14 protein-coding genes are annotated in these 18,264 nt (G+C 68.2%); 6 read left to right on the top strand and 8 right to left on the bottom strand.

The window, feature by feature from the left end; all coding sequences use genetic code 11:
• The first annotated feature begins 5 nt into the window (after nucleotides 1-5).
• On the top strand, nucleotides 6-773 hold the full coding sequence (gene pgeF, locus O9344_RS07230) for a peptidoglycan editing factor PgeF (RefSeq protein WP_298474950.1): 768 nt from the start codon (nucleotides 6-8) through the stop codon (nucleotides 771-773).
• A gap of 154 nt (nucleotides 774-927) precedes the next feature.
• The gene (locus tag O9344_RS07225) at nucleotides 928-1,878 is read left to right on the top strand and encodes a ribose-phosphate pyrophosphokinase (protein WP_298474685.1); all 951 of its coding nucleotides are present in this window, start codon (nucleotides 928-930) and stop codon (nucleotides 1,876-1,878) included.
• A 4-nt stretch (nucleotides 1,879-1,882) separates the two neighbouring features.
• Here O9344_RS07225 and O9344_RS07220 read toward each other — a convergent pair whose 3' ends face one another.
• On the bottom strand, nucleotides 1,883-2,476 hold the full coding sequence (locus O9344_RS07220) for an NAD(P)H-dependent oxidoreductase (protein WP_298474683.1): 594 nt from the start codon (nucleotides 2,474-2,476) through the stop codon (nucleotides 1,883-1,885).
• A 71-nt stretch (nucleotides 2,477-2,547) separates the two neighbouring features.
• On the opposite strand from O9344_RS07220, the gene O9344_RS07215 reads away from it, so the two are divergent.
• Nucleotides 2,548-4,362 (top strand): ABC-F family ATP-binding cassette domain-containing protein, encoded by a 1,815-nt coding sequence (locus O9344_RS07215; protein ID WP_298474681.1) that lies wholly within the window; start codon nucleotides 2,548-2,550, stop codon nucleotides 4,360-4,362.
• A 4-nt stretch (nucleotides 4,363-4,366) separates the two neighbouring features.
• Here the strand turns inward: O9344_RS07215 and phoB are convergent, their stop codons facing one another.
• The 6 genes from phoB to O9344_RS07185 form a co-directional block, all read right to left on the bottom strand.
• Nucleotides 4,367-5,071: a phosphate regulon transcriptional regulator PhoB gene (phoB, locus tag O9344_RS07210; protein WP_298474679.1), complete on the bottom strand. Its 705-nt coding sequence runs from the start codon at nucleotides 5,069-5,071 to the stop codon at nucleotides 4,367-4,369.
• Nucleotides 5,072-5,108: 37 nt separating this feature from the next.
• Nucleotides 5,109-5,813: a phosphate signaling complex protein PhoU gene (phoU, locus tag O9344_RS07205; protein WP_298474677.1), complete on the bottom strand. Its 705-nt coding sequence runs from the start codon at nucleotides 5,811-5,813 to the stop codon at nucleotides 5,109-5,111.
• Nucleotides 5,814-5,949: 136 nt separating this feature from the next.
• Nucleotides 5,950-7,281 carry an ATP-binding protein gene (locus tag O9344_RS07200; protein ID WP_298474675.1) on the bottom strand — a complete coding sequence of 444 codons (1,332 nt, stop codon included), beginning with the start codon at nucleotides 7,279-7,281 and terminating at the stop codon, nucleotides 5,950-5,952.
• Nucleotides 7,282-7,344: 63 nt separating this feature from the next.
• Nucleotides 7,345-8,106 carry a TIGR02186 family protein gene (locus O9344_RS07195; RefSeq protein WP_298474673.1) on the bottom strand — a complete coding sequence of 254 codons (762 nt, stop codon included), beginning with the start codon at nucleotides 8,104-8,106 and terminating at the stop codon, nucleotides 7,345-7,347.
• The gene (locus O9344_RS07190; RefSeq protein WP_298474671.1) at nucleotides 8,103-9,035 is read right to left on the bottom strand and encodes a sulfite exporter TauE/SafE family protein; all 933 of its coding nucleotides are present in this window, start codon (nucleotides 9,033-9,035) and stop codon (nucleotides 8,103-8,105) included. Before O9344_RS07190 ends, O9344_RS07195 begins: the two co-directional genes overlap by 4 nt.
• Nucleotides 9,036-9,131: 96 nt before the next feature.
• Nucleotides 9,132-10,295 carry an acyl-CoA dehydrogenase family protein gene (locus O9344_RS07185; protein ID WP_298474669.1) on the bottom strand — a complete coding sequence of 388 codons (1,164 nt, stop codon included), beginning with the start codon at nucleotides 10,293-10,295 and terminating at the stop codon, nucleotides 9,132-9,134.
• Between the two features lie 154 nt (nucleotides 10,296-10,449).
• On the opposite strand from O9344_RS07185, the gene O9344_RS07180 reads away from it, so the two are divergent.
• The 3 genes from O9344_RS07180 to O9344_RS07170 are packed head-to-tail and all read left to right on the top strand — an operon-like array spanning nucleotide 10,450 to nucleotide 17,153.
• A complete protein-coding gene (locus tag O9344_RS07180) occupies nucleotides 10,450-13,770 on the top strand; it encodes a transglutaminase family protein (protein WP_298474667.1) in 3,321 nt (1,106 codons plus the stop codon).
• 6 nt (nucleotides 13,771-13,776) lie between these two features.
• Nucleotides 13,777-16,272: a circularly permuted type 2 ATP-grasp protein gene (locus O9344_RS07175; RefSeq protein ID WP_298474665.1), complete on the top strand. Its 2,496-nt coding sequence runs from the start codon at nucleotides 13,777-13,779 to the stop codon at nucleotides 16,270-16,272.
• Nucleotides 16,272-17,153 (top strand): transglutaminase family protein, encoded by an 882-nt coding sequence (locus O9344_RS07170; protein ID WP_298474663.1) that lies wholly within the window; start codon nucleotides 16,272-16,274, stop codon nucleotides 17,151-17,153. Before O9344_RS07175 ends, O9344_RS07170 begins: the two co-directional genes overlap by 1 nt.
• Before the next feature lie 4 nt (nucleotides 17,154-17,157).
• On the opposite strand, the gene O9344_RS07165 is transcribed toward O9344_RS07170, so the two are convergent.
• Nucleotides 17,158-18,165, bottom strand: coding sequence for a MerR family transcriptional regulator (locus O9344_RS07165; protein ID WP_298474661.1), 1,008 nt, complete (start codon nucleotides 18,163-18,165; stop codon nucleotides 17,158-17,160).
• Nucleotides 18,166-18,264: the final 99 nt, after the last annotated feature.

The raw sequence follows: 18,264 nt of genomic DNA, 5'->3' as shown, positions 1-18,264 counted from the left end.
AAGCCATGTACGTGACATCGGCCAGCCTCTCCGCCCTCCCCGGCATCCGCCATGCCTTCTTCACCCGCGAAGGCGGGGTGTCGGAGGGGCTCTATGCTTCATTGAATGCCGGGCTCGGCTCGGCCGACCATCCCGATCGCGTCCGCGAGAACCGGCGGCGGATGGCGGAGACGCTCGGCGTCGGCCCGGATGCGCTGATCTCCTGCTACCAGGTCCATTCGGACCTCGTCGTCATCGCCGAGCGGCCGCATGACGGCGGCGAGCGCCCGAAGGCCGACGCGGTGGTGACGAAAGTGCCGGGGATCGCCTGCGGCGTCGCCTCGGCCGATTGCGGTCCGGTGCTTTTCGCCGATGCCGAGGCGGGCGTCGTCGGCGCCGCCCATGCCGGCTGGAAAGGCGCCATTGGCGGGATCCTGGAAGCGACCATAGCCGCCATGGAGACGCTTGGTGCCGACCGCGCCCGCATCCGCACGGCCATCGGCCCGCTCATCCGCCAACCGAGCTACGAGGTGAGCCAGGTCTTCGTCGACCAGTTCCGCAGCGCCGACGAGGCCTATGCCCGCTTTTTCATTGACGGCAAGCCCGGTCACGCGCAGTTCGACCTGCCGGGCTTCATCGCCCACCGGCTGACGGCGGCTGGTGTCGCGGCCGTCGATGATCTCGGCCTCGACACCTATCCGGACGAAAAGCGCTTCTACTCCTACCGGCGCACCACGCATCGTCACGAGGCGGATTACGGCCGCCACATCGCGGGAATCGCCCTCCAGGGCTGAACCGTATCGCCTGGCGGCACGCAACAACTCGCGGAATCGTCACTCTCCCGTCACACCCTGTTGATTGCGCTCGTCCTTGCCGCGCTGCGGCATTGTGGCAGGGGGGACGGGTTGCTAAGAGGGCGCCACTGTTGCCGCCGCGAGAAACGTTCCAATGTCGCGAAAATCCGGGATCAAGATCGTTTCCGGCAATTCCAACCGGCCGCTCGCCGAAGCGATCGGGGCCTATCTCAACACGTCGCTCACCAAGGCCTCCGTGCGGCGCTTCGCCGACATGGAGATCTTCGTCGAGATCCAGGAGAACGTGCGCGGCGAGGACGTCTACATCGTCCAGTCCACGTCCTTCCCGACGAATGACCACCTGATGGAGCTGCTGATCATCTGCGACGCGCTGCGCCGGTCCTCGGCCAAGCGCATCACCGCGGTGATCCCCTATTTCGGCTATGCCCGCCAGGACCGCCGGTCCGGCTCGCGCACGCCGATCTCGGCGAAGCTGGTGGCGAACCTCATCACCCAGGCCGGTGCCGACCGCGTCATGACGCTCGACCTCCATGCCGGGCAGATCCAGGGCTTCTTCGACATCCCCACCGACAACCTTTTCGCGGCTCCGCTCCTCGCCAAGGATATCAAGGACAACCGCAGCATCGAGGACGTCATGGTGGTCTCGCCGGACGTCGGCGGCGTGGTCCGTGCCCGCGCGCTGGCCAAGCGCATCGACGCCCTCCTCGCCATCGTCGACAAGCGGCGTGAGCGGCCGGGCGAGAGCGAGGTGATGAACGTCATCGGCGATGTCGAGGGCAAGAGCTGCATCCTCGTCGACGACATCGTCGATTCCGGCGGCACGCTGGTGAACGCCGCCGAGGCGCTGCTCGCCCGCGGCGCCAAGGACGTCTCGGCCTATATCACCCACGGCGTGCTGTCGGGTGGCGCGGTCGCCCGCATCACCGCCTCGAAGCTGAAGGAGCTGGTGATCACCGATTCCATCCAGCCGACCGAGGCCGTCCGCGTCGCGCGCAACATCCGCACCCTCTCCGTCGCCACGCTGATCGGCGAGGCCATCGCCCGCACCGCGAGCGAGGAAAGCGTCTCGAGCCTCTTCGACTGACGCACTAGCGCAGCGCTGTCAGCTTCGACTCGACCTTGTCGAGGAAGGCCCGCCGTTCCGCATCGCCCGCCGTGTCCATCTGGTGCAGGGCGAGCCACAGCGTCCGGCAGCGTGGATTGACGAGGGGACGCAAGCCCCTCAACAGCGTCCGCCGGCCCGGCTCGGCCATGACGAGCCGCCACCACCACCAGGGCGATCCGAGCGTCGACACGGCGCCGATGAAGCGGATCTGCGTCAGCACGCGGCCGATGGGCTTGCCCCCAGAGGGCATGGTGAAGGTCGCATGCGGCACCCAGACGCGGTCGAGCCAGCCCTTGAGCATGGCGGGGAGGCCATACCACCAGGTCGGATAGACGAAGAGCAGGCCCTCGGCCCAGCGCAGGGCGTCGAGATGGGCGGCGACGGGCGCCTCATTGACGCCTTCGCTGTGATAGTCCCGCCGCTCCTGCGCATCCATGACCGGGTTGAAACCCTCGCCGTGCAGGTCGATGAGCCGGGTTTCGTGGCCGGCGGCGGCAAGGGCTGCCAGCGCGCGGTCGCGTACCGCCGCGGTGAAGCTCTCGGGACAGGGATGGCAATAGACGACGAGCATGCGCATGGCGGCACCACGGTCAGAATCGCTGTGGCGACAGGGTGCACGAGCCGCGCGGGGATGCTAGACGGCGGGCCATGGCTCCTCCCCTTCTTCAGCTCCAGGACATCGCCCTCACCTTCGGTGGCACGCCGCTGCTGACCGCCGCCGCGCTGTCGGTGGAAGCCGGCGACCGGCTGGCGCTGGTCGGCCGCAACGGCTCGGGCAAATCGACGCTTCTGAAGATCGCCGCGGGACTGGTGGAGGCCGATTCCGGCAGCCGTTTCGCCCAGCCGACCGCGACGATCCGCTATCTCCTGCAGGAACCTGATCTCTCGGCCTTCCCGACCACCCTTGCCTATGTGGAAAGCGGCCTTGGGCCCGGCGATGACCCCTATCGCGCGCGGATGCTGCTGGAAGAGCTGGGACTGACCGGCGAGGAAGGCACCGCCTCGCTCTCGGGGGGCGAAGCGAAGCGCGCCGCTCTCGCGCACGCCATTGCGCCGGAGCCGGACGTCCTCATCCTCGACGAGCCGACCAACCACCTCGACCTGCCGGCCATCGAGTGGCTGGAAAAGACGCTGAAGCGCCTGCCCTCGGCGATCGTCATGATCAGCCATGACCGGCGGTTCCTCGAAAACCTCTCCCGGACGACCGTCTGGCTCGACCGCGGCATGACGCGCCGGCTCGACAAGGGCTTCGCCCATTTCGAGGCCTGGCGCGACGAGGTGCTGGAGCAGGAGGAGAAGGAGCAGCACAAGCTCGACCGGCAGATCGCCCGCGAGGAGCACTGGCTGCGCTACGGCGTCTCGGCGCGGCGCAAGCGCAATGTCCGCCGCCTCGCCAACCTCCACACCCTGCGCAAGGATTTTCGCGAGCACCGCAAGGCCGTCGGCACGGTGTCGATGACGGTGAGCGATGCCGACCTCTCCGGCAAGCGGGTGGTCGAGGCGCGCGGCATCTCCAAACATTTCGGCGACCGGACCATCGTCGACAGTCTCACCATCCGCATCCTGCGCGGCGACCGGCTGGGCATCGTCGGGGCGAACGGCGCGGGCAAGACCACGCTGGTCAAGATGCTGACCGGCGTGCTCGAGCCCAATTCAGGGTCGATCGAGCTGGGCACCAATCTCGCCATGGCCAATCTCGACCAGAAGCGCGACGAACTCGATCCGGCCATGCCGCTCGCCGAGGCGCTGACGCGCGGACGCGGCGACTATGTCACGATCAATGGCGAGAACCGCCACGTGGTCGGCTACATGAAGGACTTCCTCTTCGCCCCCGAACAGAAAGGCACGCCGCTCGGCGTGCTCTCCGGCGGCGAGCGCGGCCGGCTGATGCTGGCCCGAGCCCTGGCGAGCCCGGCCAACCTCCTCGTTCTTGATGAGCCGACGAATGATCTCGACCTCGAGACGCTCGATCTGCTGCAGGAAATGCTGACCGACTTCCCCGGCACGGTGATCCTCGTCTCGCATGACCGCGACTTCCTCGACCGCGTTTGCACCTCCGTGCTGGTGAGCGAAGGCGCGGGACGCTGGATCGAATATGCCGGCGGCTATTCGGACATGGTGATGCAGCGCGGGGCGGGCGTGTCCGCCCGCACGGTCGAGAAGCCGAAGGCGGAGAGCCCGACAGCCCCCACGCCGCGCACCGAAAAGCCTGCGGACCAGCAGCGCCGAAAACTGTCCTTCAAGGACAAGCACGACCTCGACACCCTGCCCGCACGTATGGATGCGCTCGGCCGCGATATCGCCAAGCTCCAGGCGATCCTCGCCGATCCCGGGCTCTATGCACGCGACCGCGCCGCCTTCGACAAGGCCAGCGCCGCCATGACCAAGGCGCAGGGCGAACTCTCGGCAGCCGAGGACCGCTGGCTGGAACTGGAGATCCTCAAGGAGAGCCTCGAGGCGTGAGGCCTCAGGCCGCCCCGCCGGCGAAGCGCTCGTTGAAGGAATAGCCGGAGCCGCGCACCGTGCGGATCGGATCCGCCTCGCGGCCACGCTTCACCGCCTTGCGCAGACGCCCGATATGGACGTCAACCGTGCGCTCGTCGATATAGACGTCGCGGCCCCAGACACCGTCGAGCAGCTGTTCGCGGGTATAGACGCGGCCCGGCGACTGCATGAGAAATTCAAGCAGGCGGAACTCGGTCGGGCCGAGATTGATCTCCCGGCCGGCACGGTGAACGCGGCGCGTTTCGCGGTCGAGCTCGATGTCGCCGGACTTCAGCACACTGGACAGATGCTCTGGCTTCGCCCGGCGCAGCAGCGCGCGGATGCGGGCGAGAAGCTCAGGCACCGAGAAGGGCTTCACCACATAATCGTCCGCACCGGTGGCGAGCCCGCGGACGCGCTCGCCCTCCTCGCCACGTGCGGTGAGCATGATCACCGGCAGGCGCTCGGTCTCCGGGCGCACGCGGATGCGGCGGCAAAGCTCGATGCCGGAGAGGCCGGGCAGCATCCAGTCGAGAAGCACGAGGTCAGGGACGGCCTCGCGCAGTCGCACTTCGGCTTCATCGCCGCGCCCGACGACCTCGACCTGATAGCCTTCAGCCTCGAGGTTGTAGCGCAGGAGGACGGTGATCGGTTCCTCGTCCTCGACCACCAGGATGCGTGCGGTCATCAATCGCTCCGTTCGCGGGTCCGGTACGGCGCGTGCCTCACGCCACCGGAACCATGCTGATCGTGTCGAGCTTCGGGCGCTCATCGACGAGCGCGACGCCATTGACCATGTAGTGGATGGTCTCGGCGATGTTGGTGGCGTGGTCGCCGATGCGCTCCAGGTTCTTGGCGCAGAACAGGAGGTGGGTGCAGGGACCGATGTTGCGCGGGTCCTCGAGCATGTAAGTGAGCAGCTCGCGGAACAGCGAATTGTAGAGGGCATCGATGTCGCCATCGGCGCCCCAGACCTCGAGGGCCGCGGCGACGTCGCGCTGGGCATAGGCGTCGAGCACCTGCTTCACCCGCTCCATGGCGAGGCGGGCCATGGCGTCGAAGCCGCCGGTGACCTTGGGCAGCTGCTGGGCGCCGTTCATGGCGAGAACGCGCTTGGCATTGCTCTTGGCGAGGTCGGCGATGCGCTCGAGATCGGTGGCGATGCGCAGCGCACCGACGATTTCGCGCAGGTCCACCGCCATGGGCTGGCGCTTGGCGATGATGAGGATGCCGGTCTCCTCGATCTGCCGCTGCAGGGCGTCGATCTGCGGGTCGGCGGCGCGCACCTGCTGGGCAAGTTCGTGGTCGTTGCGGATGAGAGCGTCGATCGAGCCGACAATCTGCTTCTCGGCCAGGCCGCCCATCTCCGCCACCCGCTGGGCGAGACCCTTGAGCTCGTTCTCGTAGGCGCTGACGGTATGTTCGGTCATGACAGGCTCCAGCGGCAGGCGGCCGGGTCGCGCCATCGCGACCGCGAGGCTTCTTCTAGGCCCCTCCCGTGACGCATCAATGACACTTGTAACAGTGTTATTTCAATGTCTTGACAGGTTTAAGACGAAACCGCCCTCAGGCTGCTCCGCGAGCTTCGGAGCCCGCCTGTGGCGCAGGTTCAGCGGCGCCGGCAAGTTCGAGGCGCACGGTGAACGAGGCGCCCTGCCCTGGCGGACTGGCGATGGCCAGCCTGCCGCGATGGCGGTTGACGATGTGCTTGACGAGGGCAAGGCCAAGGCCCGTGCCGCCCTTGTCGCGGCTGGACGCCACATCGACGCGGTAGAATCGCTCGGTGAGGCGAGGCAGATGCTCGGCCGGGATACCGGGTCCGAAATCGCGCACCGTCACGACTGCTTCGGTCGGCCGGCCATCGCGCCCCTCGCTCTCGAGGCTCACCACGACGCGCTTGCCGTCGGCGCCGTACTTCACCGCGTTCTGGACGAGGTTCTCGAAAAGGCGGAACAGCTCGTCCTGGTCCCCCAGTACGGTCAGCGAGGGCGCAGCCGCGCTGACCTCGATCGTCACCCCCTGTTCAGCCGCGCCCGGCCCGAGCGTGTCGCGCAGCTGTGCGATGAGCGCGACGAGATCGACGGTGTCGGTGGGGCGGACATGCTCGTTGAGCTCGACCCGCGACAGCGACAGCAGGTCGTCAATGAGGCGCGACATGCGGCGCGCCTGCGTGAGCATGATGCCGAGGAAGCGGTCGCGGGCCGCGGCATCGTTGCGGGCGGGCCCCTGGATCGTCTCGATGAAGCCGAGAACGGATGCGAGCGGCGTGCGCAGTTCGTGGCTGGCATTGGCGACGAAGTCGGCCCGCAGGCGCTCCAGCCGGCGCTCCTCGGTGAGGTCGCGCAACACGATGAGGATGTAGTCGGGCCGCTCCCCGTCGCGGGCCTCCGAGGTCACAGCGACCGGAACGGCATCGACGCTGAACCAGCGGGCGACCGGCACGCGCTCCTGGTAGTCGATGACCTGGTGCGCGTTGGTGGCGAGCGCCCGGCGCACCACCTCCACGACCTCCGGAGCGCGCAGGAAGAGCATCAGCGGCTCGCCGCGCCGCAGGCCCGGCAGCAGCGCCGCTGCCGTCCCGTTGTGGGTGCGGACGACGAGCTTGGGATCGAGCAGCACCGCCGGCACAGGCAGCGCCGCCATGAGGCCCTCGACCGTGAGATCGGTGAGGCGGGCGGCACGGCGGGCGAGCAGCGTCTCCTCGAGAGGCGCCCGGCCGCGGGGTCTCAGGCGCACGACGAAGCCGGCGGCGACGAGAGCGAGGCCAGCACCGAGGGCGAAGGGCCAGTCGACCGCCCCGACGAAGCGCAGGACCAGGGCGAGCGTGAGGCCGGCCGCATAGAGGAACCAGCGCCCCGCCCAGCGCTCGCGCCAGTTCCTGTCGATGTCCTCGGTCATGCCCGCATCCTGTGCCGCGTGACGGGGCGTGCCATGATGGCGAGACGGGGCGATGACGGCATGTCAGTCGCGCCGGAAGGCGACGCTGGCGACCCAGCCGGTGACCAGTGCCAGCATGGCAGCGGCAAGGCCGTAGAACAGCCCCTGGTCGCGCGCCGCATTGGCGACGAAGGCCTCGAAGCCGGTCTTCGCCACCTCGAAATTGGTGCTCTCCCGGGCCAGGATGACACCGCCCGAGATCAGGAAGATGTCGACATCGAAGGTGCCCACCGGCGTGTTCGGCACGATCGGGATGTTGGCGCGGAACAGATTGGGCGTGAGGAACGTCACGCCGGTCGGGTTCTCGACATAAAGGCCCTTGGCCCGGTTGATGCGCAGGAAGGCCTCACGGAAGGCCGGTGTCATGCCGGGATTGGTGCCGAGCCGCGGGGTGATGGCGGTGATGGCGTCGATACCGATCTGCTGGCGGGCGCGCAGGTCGAGATCGGCGAGGTCAGAGGCGGCCTTGTTGCCAAGCAGCGCATAGAAGCTCGGCACATCGATGAACTCTCGGCCGTCGGTGTTCATCCAGATGCCGAAGACCCGCGACTTCTGGCGGGTGATGACGCGGGCCTTGGGGCCACGGACAACCACGGCGAGGTCATAGCCGCCAGCGCGCGAGATCGTCTGGGCATCGCGCTCGATGGCGCCGAACAGGACGATCTGCGAGCCGACGAAGTTGGAGGTGATCTGCAGGCGGTGGGTCGAGAGCGAGGTGATCATTGTCTCGGCGCGCGCCGCCCCGGTCGCCAACAGCAGCACGAGGATGGCGGCGAGACGGGTCATGTCCGGCCGACCCATTCGATGACGGTGTTGGAGAAGGGATCGTCCGGCTGCACCACGAGGTCGATGAGGAAGCGGATGCCCACCGCCAGCACGACGAGGCCGAGGAGGAGCCGAAGTTCCTCGCCCTTCATGGCGAGCGAGGTGCGGGCGCCGAACTGCGCGCCGATGACCCCGCCGATCATCAGCAGAAGGGCCAGCACCACGTCGACGGAGGCATTGGTCATGGCGTGGAAGACCACCGCCATGAGCATGGTGGCCAGTGTCTGCAAGCTCGACGTGCCGATGACGACGGTGGTGGAGACGCGCAGCAGGTAAATGAGCGCCGGCACGAGAAGGAAGCCGCCGCCGATGCCCATCATCGAGCCGAGAAAGCCGATGCCGAGGCCGATGGCGACAACGGGAATGGCCGAGACGGTGATGCGCGAGCGCGGGAAATGCATGACGAAGGGCAGCGACGAGGCGATGCGCCGGTCGCGGGCCGGCAGCAGCTTCGGCGGCTCGCCCGACCGGGCGCGCCTGATCGCCCGGCCGCTCTCGATGACCATGAGCAGGCCGATGCCCCCGAGCAGGGTCACGTAGGACAGCGCGATGAAAAGGTCGAGTTGGCCCTCCCGGCGCAGCAGCGAGAAGACCATGACGCCGGCCGCCGTCCCGACCATGCTGCCGGAGAGCAAGACTCCCACCAGCTTGGCGTCCACCGCATTCTTGCGCCAGTAGCTCAGCGTGCCGGAGAGCGAGGAGGCGGCGATCTGGCCAGAGACCGATGCAACGGCGACCGCCGGCGGAATGCCGATGAAGATGAGCAGGGGCGTCAGGAGGAAGCCTCCCCCCACCCCGAACATGCCGGAGATGAATCCGATCGCCAGACCCATGCCCAGGATGAGGAGCATGTTGACGGGCATCTCGGCGATGGGAAGGTAAAGCTGCACGACGATCCCCGATCCGGGTGTGCAGCCATCGAAGGCCGGAAAAACGCGGCGGCGTCAAGGCCGAACCGCGTTGCGGCACGGCCTTCGGGCGCAGGGCTAGTATGAGCGCGGCATGCCGAGCACGTGCTCGCCGACATAGGCGAGGATGAGGTTCGTGGAGATGGGCGCGACCTGATAGAGCCGCGTTTCGCGGAACTTGCGCTCGACATCATAGTCGGCGGCGAAGCCAAAGCCGCCATGGGTCTGGATACAGGCATTCGCGGCCTCGAAGGAGGCATCCGCCGCCAGGAGCTTGGCCATGTTGGCCTCGGCGCCGAATTCCGCGCCAGAGTCGCAGAGCGCCGCGGCGTTGAAGCGCATGAGGTCTGCGGCGCGGATGTTCACATAGGCCCGCGCAATGGGGAACTGCACGCCCTGGTTCTGGGCGATGGGTCGGTCGAAGACGATTCGCTCGCTGCCGTATTTTTTGGCGCGGTCGATGAACCAATAGCCGTCGCCGATGCACTCGGCGGCGATCAGCGTCCGCTCGGCATTGAGGCCGGAGAGGATGGTCTTGAAGCCCCTGCCCTCCTCGCCGACCAGGTTCTCCGCCGGAATTTCGAGATCGTCGAAGAAGACCTCGTTGGTCTCATGATTGACCATGTTGCGGATGGGCCGGACGGTCATGCCCTTGCCGATGGCCTCGCGCAGGTCGACGAGGAAGACCGAGAGACCATCGGACTTCTTGCGCACCTGATCGAGCGGCGTGGTGCGGGCGAGCAGCACCATGAGGTCGGAATGCTGGACGCGGCTGGTCCAGACCTTCTGGCCATTGACGACGTAGCGGTCGCCCTTGCGCACCGCGGTCGTCTTCAGCTTCGTGGTGTCGGTGCCGGTGGTCGGCTCGGTCACGGCCATGGTCTGCAGGCGCAGCTCGCCCGCCGCGATCTTGGGCAGGTAGCGTGCCTTCTGCTCATCCGAGCCGCCGCGCAGGATCGTGCCCATATTGTACATCTGGCCGTGGACCGCGCCTGAATTGCCGCCCGAGCGGTTGATCTCCTCCATGATGATCGAGGCTTCGGTCAGCCCGAGGCCGGAGCCGCCATAGTCGGTGGGGATGAGGGCGGCGAGCCAACCGGCCTTGGTCAGTTCCTCGGTGAAGGCTTCGGGATAGCCGCGTTCCTCGTCGATCTTGCGCCAGTAGGCGTCGTCGTAGCGCCCGCAGAGGTCGCGCACGGCCTCGCGCAGGTCGGCATGATCGTCGGGTCCGGGAATGGTCATGGGCATGGTCGTGTCTCCGCGCCGGGTTTATCGGGCGAGCGCGCGAGCTTGGAAACCCCGTCGTAGGAATGGCTGCGGCGCGAAGCTTGCTTGCGACGAGCGGGGCGGCTCTTTTCTTTGACCGGTCGCGCAGCACCCGTTACCCATCGGACCCATGGCCATTCTCGCGAAGCTCCATCACGTCACGCGTTATCTTTATGACCGGCCGGTCACCCTCGGCCCCCAGGTCATCCGGCTCCGCCCGGCGCCGCACAGCCGCACCGCCGTGCCGAGCTATTCGCTGAAAGTGGTCCCCGAGCAGCATTTCGTGAACTGGCAGCAGGACCCGCACGGCAACTGGCTCGCGCGCTTCGTCTTCCCCGAGAAGACCACGGAATTCTCCGTGACGGTCGACCTCGTCGCCGACATGGCGGTGGTCAATCCCTTCGACTTTTTCATCGAGGCCTATGCGGACAGCTTCCCCTTCACCTATGCGCCGCATCTCGCCGAGGAGCTCGCGCCCTACCTCGTGACCGAGCCGGCGGGCGAGGATTTCGAACGCTATCTCGCCGCCATCCCGCGCGAGCCGATGCAGACCGTGAATTTCCTCGTGGCGCTGAACCAGCGGCTGCAGGAGGAAATCCGCTACGTCATCCGCATGGAGCCGGGCGTGCAGACCCCCGACGAGACGCTCGAGCGCGGCTCGGGCTCCTGCCGCGATTCGGCCTGGCTCCTCGTCCAGCTCGCCCGCCGCCTTGGCCTCGCGGCCCGCTTCGTCTCCGGCTACCTGATCCAGCTGAAGCCCGACCTCCAGGCGCTCGACGGCCCGGCCGGCACCGACAAGGACTTCACCGATCTCCATGCCTGGACGGAGATCTATGTGCCGGGCGCAGGCTGGATCGGCCTCGACCCGACCTCGGGGCTGCTCTGCGGCGAAGGCCATATCCCGCTCGCCGCGACGCCGCACTACCGCTCGGCCGCGCCGATCTCGGGAGCCGTCGATCCGGCAGAGGTCAGCTTCGCCTTCGACATGCGCGTCGACCGAGTCGACGAGAAACCGCGGGTCACCGCGCCCTTCTCCGACGATGCCTGGGACAAGCTCGATGCCCTGGGCGCGGCCGTCGATGCCGATCTCGTGGCGAACGACGTGCGCCTCACCATGGGCGGCGAGCCGACCTTCATCTCCATCGACGATTACGAGGGCGAGGAGTGGAATTCCGGCGCCGTCGGGCCGATGAAGCGCGACCGCGCCGACGTGCTGATCCGCCGGCTGCGCGAATCCTTCGCTCCCGGCGGCTTCCTGCATTACGGCCAGGGCAAGTGGTATCCGGGCGAGAGCCTGCCGCGCTGGACGTTCGCCCTCTACTGGCGGCGTGACGGCAAGCCGATCTGGCGTGACGAGAGCCTCATCGCCAAGGAGACGGGCGACGTTGCCGCCACCATCGACGGCGCGGCGGCCCTCGTCTCCGGCATCGCCGACAAGCTCGGCCTCGACAGCGAATCCGCCATCCCCGCCTGGGAGGATCCGGCCCACTGGGTGCTGAAAGAGGCGGAGCTGCCAGTCAATGTCGATCCGCTGGATTCGAAGCTCGAGGATGCCGAGGCCCGGGCCCGCATCGCGCGGGTCTTCGAGCGCGGCCTGACCGAGCCCTCCGGCTATGTGCTCCCCGTCCAGCGCTGGAATGCCGCCGCCTCACGGTCGAACTGGATGACCGAGAAGTGGAAGCTGAAGCGGGAGCGGCTGTTCCTCGTGCCCGGCGACAGCCCCGTCGGCTATCGCCTGCCGCTGGCGTCCCTGCCCTATGTCGCGCCAGCCGCTTACCCCTACGTGGTCAATGCCGATCCCGGCTCGGTCCCGGCCGAGTTGCCCGATCCGCAGGAGATCGAGGGACGGATCGTCCAGCGCATCTCGGCGGAGCGCCAGCGCGAGGCCGAGCGCACCCAGCAGGTCGAACAGGTGCTGGGCGAGGGCAATTCCGTGCGCACGGCGCTCGCCGTCGAGCCGCGTGACGGCAAGCTCTGTGTCTTCATGCCGCCGACCGAGCGGCTGGAGGATTATCTTGAGCTGCTGGTCGCCACCGAGGCAACGGCCAAGGAGCTCGGCCTCACCGTTCATGTCGAGGGTTATCCGCCGCCGACCGATCCGCGCCTCAATGTCATCAAGGTGACCCCGGACCCCGGCGTCATCGAGGTCAATGTCCAGCCCGCCACCTCCTGGCGCGACTGCGTCCACATCACCCGCACGCTCTATGAGGAGGCGCGGCAGTCGCGGCTCGGCACCGAGAAGTTCATGCTCGATGGCCGCCACACCGGCACCGGCGGCGGCAACCACGTGGTGGTCGGCGGCGCGACGCCGGCGGATTCGCCCTTCCTGCGACGGCCGGACCTCCTGAAGAGCCTCGTGCTGTACTGGCAGCGCCACCCGTCCCTGTCCTACCTCTTCTCGGGCATGTTCATCGGCCCGACCAGCCAGGCGCCGCGCGTCGACGAGGCGCGCCATGACGGGCTCTATGAGCTCGAGATCGCCATGGCCATGGTGCCGAAGCCCGGCGAGGGCGAGGCTCCGACGCCCTGGCTGGTCGACCGCCTGTTCCGCAACCTTCTCGTCGATTCCACCGGCAACACCCACCGCACCGAACTGTGCATCGACAAGCTGTTCTCGCCCGACAGCCCGTCGGGGCGGCTCGGCCTCGTGGAGTTCCGCGGCTTCGAGATGCCGCCGGACGCGCGCATGAGCCTTGCCCAGCAGCTCCTCATCCGCGCCCTCATCGGCTGGTTCTGGAAGGAGCCGCAGGACGGGCCGCTGGTGCGCTGGGGCACGTCCCTGCACGACCGCTTCATGCTGCCGCATTTCGTCTGGGAGGATTTCCTCGGCGTGCTCGGCGACCTCGAGCGGGCCGGCTATGCCTTCGATCCCACCTGGTTCGAGGCGCAGTTCGAGTTCCGCTTCCCCCTTGCCGGCCAGGTCGACCATGCCGGCGTCCGCATGGAGATCCGCCAGGCGCTGGAGCCCTGGCACGTGCTCGGCGAGGAAGGGGCCATCGGCGGCACCGTGCGCTATGTCGATTCCTCGGTGGAGCGCCTGCAGGTGCGCCTGCTCGGCCTCCAGCCGGAGCGCCACACCGTCACCTGCAACGGCCGGCCCGTGCCGCTCACCCCCACAGGCCGCACCGGCGAATTTGTCGGCGGGGTGCGGTACAAGGCATGGCAGCCGCCCTCCGGCCTGCATCCGACCATTCCCGTCCACGCGCCGCTGACCTTCGACATCGTCGACACCTGGAGCCGGCGCTCCATGGGCGGCTGCGTCTATCACGTCGCCCATCCCGGCGGGCGCAACTACGACACCTTCCCCGTCAATGCCTATGAGGCGGAGGCGCGTCGCCGTGCCCGGTTCCAGGACCACGGCCACACGCCCGGCCTCGTCGATCCACCGCGGTCCGAAAGGTCCGGCGAGTTCCCCGCCACGCTCGACCTGCGCCGTCCTCCGGTGCATTGAGGCCGCATGACCGTCAGGGGCCACCGCACGACCGATTCCCGCGCCGAACGCATCCTGGCGATGCTGGCCCGCTATCAGCCCGTGCCCGGCGTCTATGACGAGATGCTGGACGCGGACGGCGAGCCGCGCGAGCACTGGAAGCCGATCCTGGCGACGCTGGCCGATCTCGGCCCGCGCGAACTGGAGCGCCGCTTTGCGGGCGCAGACCGCTACCTGCGCGAATCCGGCGTCTTCTACCGGGTCTATGACGACCCGCAGAACAGCGAGCGGACCTGGCCCCTCGCCCATATGCCGCTCGTCATCGCCCCGGACGAATGGAAGGCGCTGAGCGCGGGCCTTGCCGAGCGCGCCGAACTGCTGGACATGGTTCTGAAGGACCTGTTTGGACCCGCTGAACTGGTGCGGGACGGGCTGCTGCCGGGCGCCACGCTCGCCGGATCGCCGGACTTCCTCCGCCCGCTCGTCGGGATCCCGCCGCGTGGCGGTTCGCACCTCCTCTACTACGCCGTCGATGTCGGGCGCGGCCCGGACGGACGCTGGTGGGTGCTCGGCGACCGCGCGCAGGCACCGTCCGGTGCCGGCTATGCCCTGCAGAACCGCCTCGCCATGTCGCGGGCCCTGCCCGAGATCCATCGCACGCTGCCGGTCGAAAGGCTCGCTGGTTTCTTCCAGGCCTTGCGCTCGGAATTCTCCTCCCATGCGCAGGCGACAGATTCGCGCGTTGCGGTGCTGACACCCGGGCCGCTGAACGAGACCTATTTCGAACACGCCTTCCTGGCGCGCTATCTCGGCTTCCTCCTCGCGGAAGGCGCCGACCTGACGGTGCGCGACGACAGCCTCTACGTCCGCACCGTCTCGGGCCTCAAGAAGCTCGAAATGGTCTGGCGCCGGCTCGACGCCGATTTCGCCGATCCGCTCGAGCTCAACCCGCGCTCGCAGCTCGGCGTCGCCGGCCTCGTCCACGCCATCCGCTCCGGCACTGTGACGCTCGCCAATGCGCTGGGCTCGGGCGTGGTCGAGGCCCGCTCTCTCCTCGCCTTCCTGCCCTCCATCGCCCGCGCCCGCCTTGGCCGCGACCTCGCCATCCCGCATGTCGCGACCTGGTGGTGCGGCCAGCCGCTGGAGCGCGGCGCGGTCATCGCCGATCTCGATTCCTTCGTCATCGCCCCGGCCTTCACCCAGACCATCGCCGGCCTGCTTCCCGAGGGGGCGGTGCTCGCCTCCGACCTCGACGCCGAGCGCAAGCTGCGGCTCGCCGAGGAAATCCGTATCCGCGGCTCCGATTTCGTAGCCCAGGAGGCGGTGAAGCTGTCGACCATGCCGGTCTGGACCGACGGCTATCTCGAACCCCGCCCCTTCATCCTGCGCCTCTTCCTCGCCCGCGTGGACGGCCGCTGGGAGGTGATGCCGGGCGGCTTCTGCCGCATCAGCGACCGGGTGGATGCCCGGGCCGTGACGATGCAGGCCGGCGGGCGTTCGGCGGATGTCTGCGTGCTCAGCGACGGCCCTGTCGTGGAAACGACGCTGATGCCGACGCCGGACAAGATCGAGCTCAGGCGCGCCACAGCCTCGCTGCCGAGCCGGGCGGCGGACAATCTCTTCTGGCTCGCCCGTTACATGGAGCGCGCCGAGGGCACGCTGCGCCTCATCCGGGTGCTCGGCGACCAGGTCGGTGGCGGCGAGGCGATGAGCGCCGACGTGGTACGCCGCATCGTTGAACTCCTCGTGTCATGGGAGGCGCTGCCGCGCGAGCCGACAGTGGCGGATCCGCAGGCCGTCGCCGCGGTCGTCCTCCATGGTCATGCGCCCGGCGGGTTGCTCGCCCTGTCGCGGGCGGCGCTCCATGCGGCGTCGGTCATCCGCGACCGGTTCTCGCCGGACGCCTGGAAGACCATCGGTGACATGGTGCGCCTCGCCGAAAGCGGCGCCAAACCTGAAGGCTCGGCCCTCGACCGCGTCGAGGCGGGGCTGCGGCTCGCGGCAGTGTTTTCCGGCCTGGTCCAGGAGAACATGAGCCAGCTCATGGGCTGGCATTTCATGAAGATCGGCAAGCGGATCGAGCGGGCGCTCGCGACCTGCCGCTTCGCCCGCACCTTCGCCGATGGACGGGCCGGCACCGGCGGCTTCGACCTGATGCTGGCGCTTGCCGACAGCCAGATCACCTATCGCCGTCGCTACGTGATGATCGCAGCCCGCGCGCCGGTGCTCGACCTCGTCATGCTCGACCCGAACAATCCGCGCTCCGTCGCCTTCCAGGTGGAGCGCATCGCCGACCATCTCGGCCACCTGCCGAACCATCTGAACGATGGCCGGCTCAACCTGCCGGAGAAGCTGATCGCCCGCGCCCGCGTCGATCTGCAAACCGCCGATGCCCACACGCTCGATGCCAAGCAGATCCTGGCGGTGGAGCAGCGGCTCATGGCCGTCTCCGACGAAATCTCCGAGCACTATTTCACCCATCGCGACGGGGCCCTGCCACGCGGTGCCGGGGATCTGTTCTGATGCTTTACGACGTTCGCCAGGTCACCGATTACCGCTATGCGCGCTCCGTCGTTTTCGCCCAGCACGTGCTGCGGATCCTGCCCGTGGACCGGCCGGGCCAGCGCGTCGTCGGCTGCGATGTGACGATCTCGCCGGCCCCCGCCAAGCGGCGCGACGACATCGACTTCTTCGGCAATCGCCGCGTCTTTCTCGATCTCGACAGGCCGCACCGGGAACTCATCATCGACATGCGCGCGCGCGTCCAGGTGACGGGACAGGGACGCCCCCTGCCCGGCATGGACCCGCCCTGGGAGCGGGTGCGCGAGACCGCCTTCGCCAGCGCCGACCTGTCGGCCACCTCGCCCGTCCACGCGCTCTTCCCTTCGACCTATGTGCCGCGCGATCCCGCCATCCGCGCCTATGCCAGTGCCTCATTCCCGCCGGGCCGGCCGATCCTGGAAGCGGCCTTCGACCTCGCCAAGCGCATCCAGGCCGATTTCACCTATGCGCCGGGGGCGACAGACGCCTCGACGCCGGCCGCCAAGGCCTTCGCCATGCGCAAGGGGGTCTGCCAGGACTTCACCCATGTGATGATCTCGGGGCTGCGCGGCCTCGGCCTGCCGGCGGCCTATGTCTCGGGCTTCCTGCGCACCATCCCGCCGAAGGGTCAGCCGCGGCTCGAAGGCGCGGACGCCACCCATGCCTGGGTCTCGGTCTGGTGCGGAGCCGAGCTCGGATGGTGGGGCCTCGATCCGACCAATGGCCTGATCGTCGGCGAGGACCATATCGTACTCGCCATCGGCCGTGACTTCGTCGATGTGGCGCCGAATGGCGGCGTGGTCATTGCCGCCGGCGAACAGGAGATTGGCGTAGCGGTCGATGTGGTGCCAGTCGCCGCGTGAGGCGTCACGCCCCGAAGGCAAGCGTGAGACGGCGGCGCAGGTCCGCATAGCCGCTCATCACCACGACGCGCTCGGGCAGCGTCACGCCGGCCAACGTCCTGGCATGGGCGCCGATCCAGACGGGAGTCGCCACCGACAGATGCGCAACGACCTCGGCGATCTGTCGTTCGATCGCGCCCGGTCCATCGGCGTGGACGATGCTCAGGATGAGGGCCGCGGCGCTCGACTCGCCCACGTTGCGGGCGAGGTCGGAGGGCGGCATGCCCGCGCCATAATAGATGACGGCGTGCCCGAGGGCGGCCGCGGTGTAGGCCCCGGCCAGCAATCCGAGCTCGTGCTGCTCGCCGGACAGGGTCGCAAAGGCCAGGGCCGGTCGGTGAGCCGCCGGCGCGAGCGCCTGGGTGGCCGACTGGACGACCTCACGGGCCCGCGCCGAGAGGCGATGTTCGAGGCCGACGCCGATCACGCCCTCTTCCCAGCGCCGACCGACATGGCGCAGCGCGTGGGAGAAGACATCAACGGCGACCGCGGCCGGCAAGGACGCGAAGGACATCCGCAGGAGGATGGCGAAGCGGTCCACGTCACGCTCGTCCACTGCCCGTTCAAGATGGATGATCGCGTCGCGCGAGAAGGGATCGTCGGCCGGGGCCGCGGCGTGGAGCGCCTTCAGCTCGTCGAGCGACAGGTTCTTGAGTTCGGGCAACCGGCTGCCGCGCGCCAGCAGGTCCTTGATGACCAGAAGCCGCTCGACATCCTCCGGCGCGTAGAGCCTGTAACCGCCGGACGAGCGCGCGGGCCGCAGCAATCCATGGCGCGACTCCCAGCTGCGCAGGGTCGAGACGTTGACCCCCGTGAGCTGCGACAGGCGCGATATGTCGATTGTTCCACCCACTGTCCGCCGGGCTCCTCTTTTCGATGGGCGAAAAACACCATGCACAGGCGCATGGCTCGCCACGGCGCCCACCGATTCTGCGTAGCCATTGCACAACTGTAGTTTGTTCAAGCCTTCCACAGCTGCGACATTTCGGCACCTTGCGCCCCTGATGCGGCCAATGGTTGCCGCTCCGTCAAATTCTCAGAGGTTTGTCGATAATCCGATTCAGAATCCCTT

Source organism: Phreatobacter sp. (assembly GCF_027532945.1).
GTDB lineage: Bacteria > Pseudomonadota > Alphaproteobacteria > Rhizobiales > Phreatobacteraceae > Phreatobacter.
This window is presented reverse-complemented; position numbering and strand designations above follow the sequence as displayed.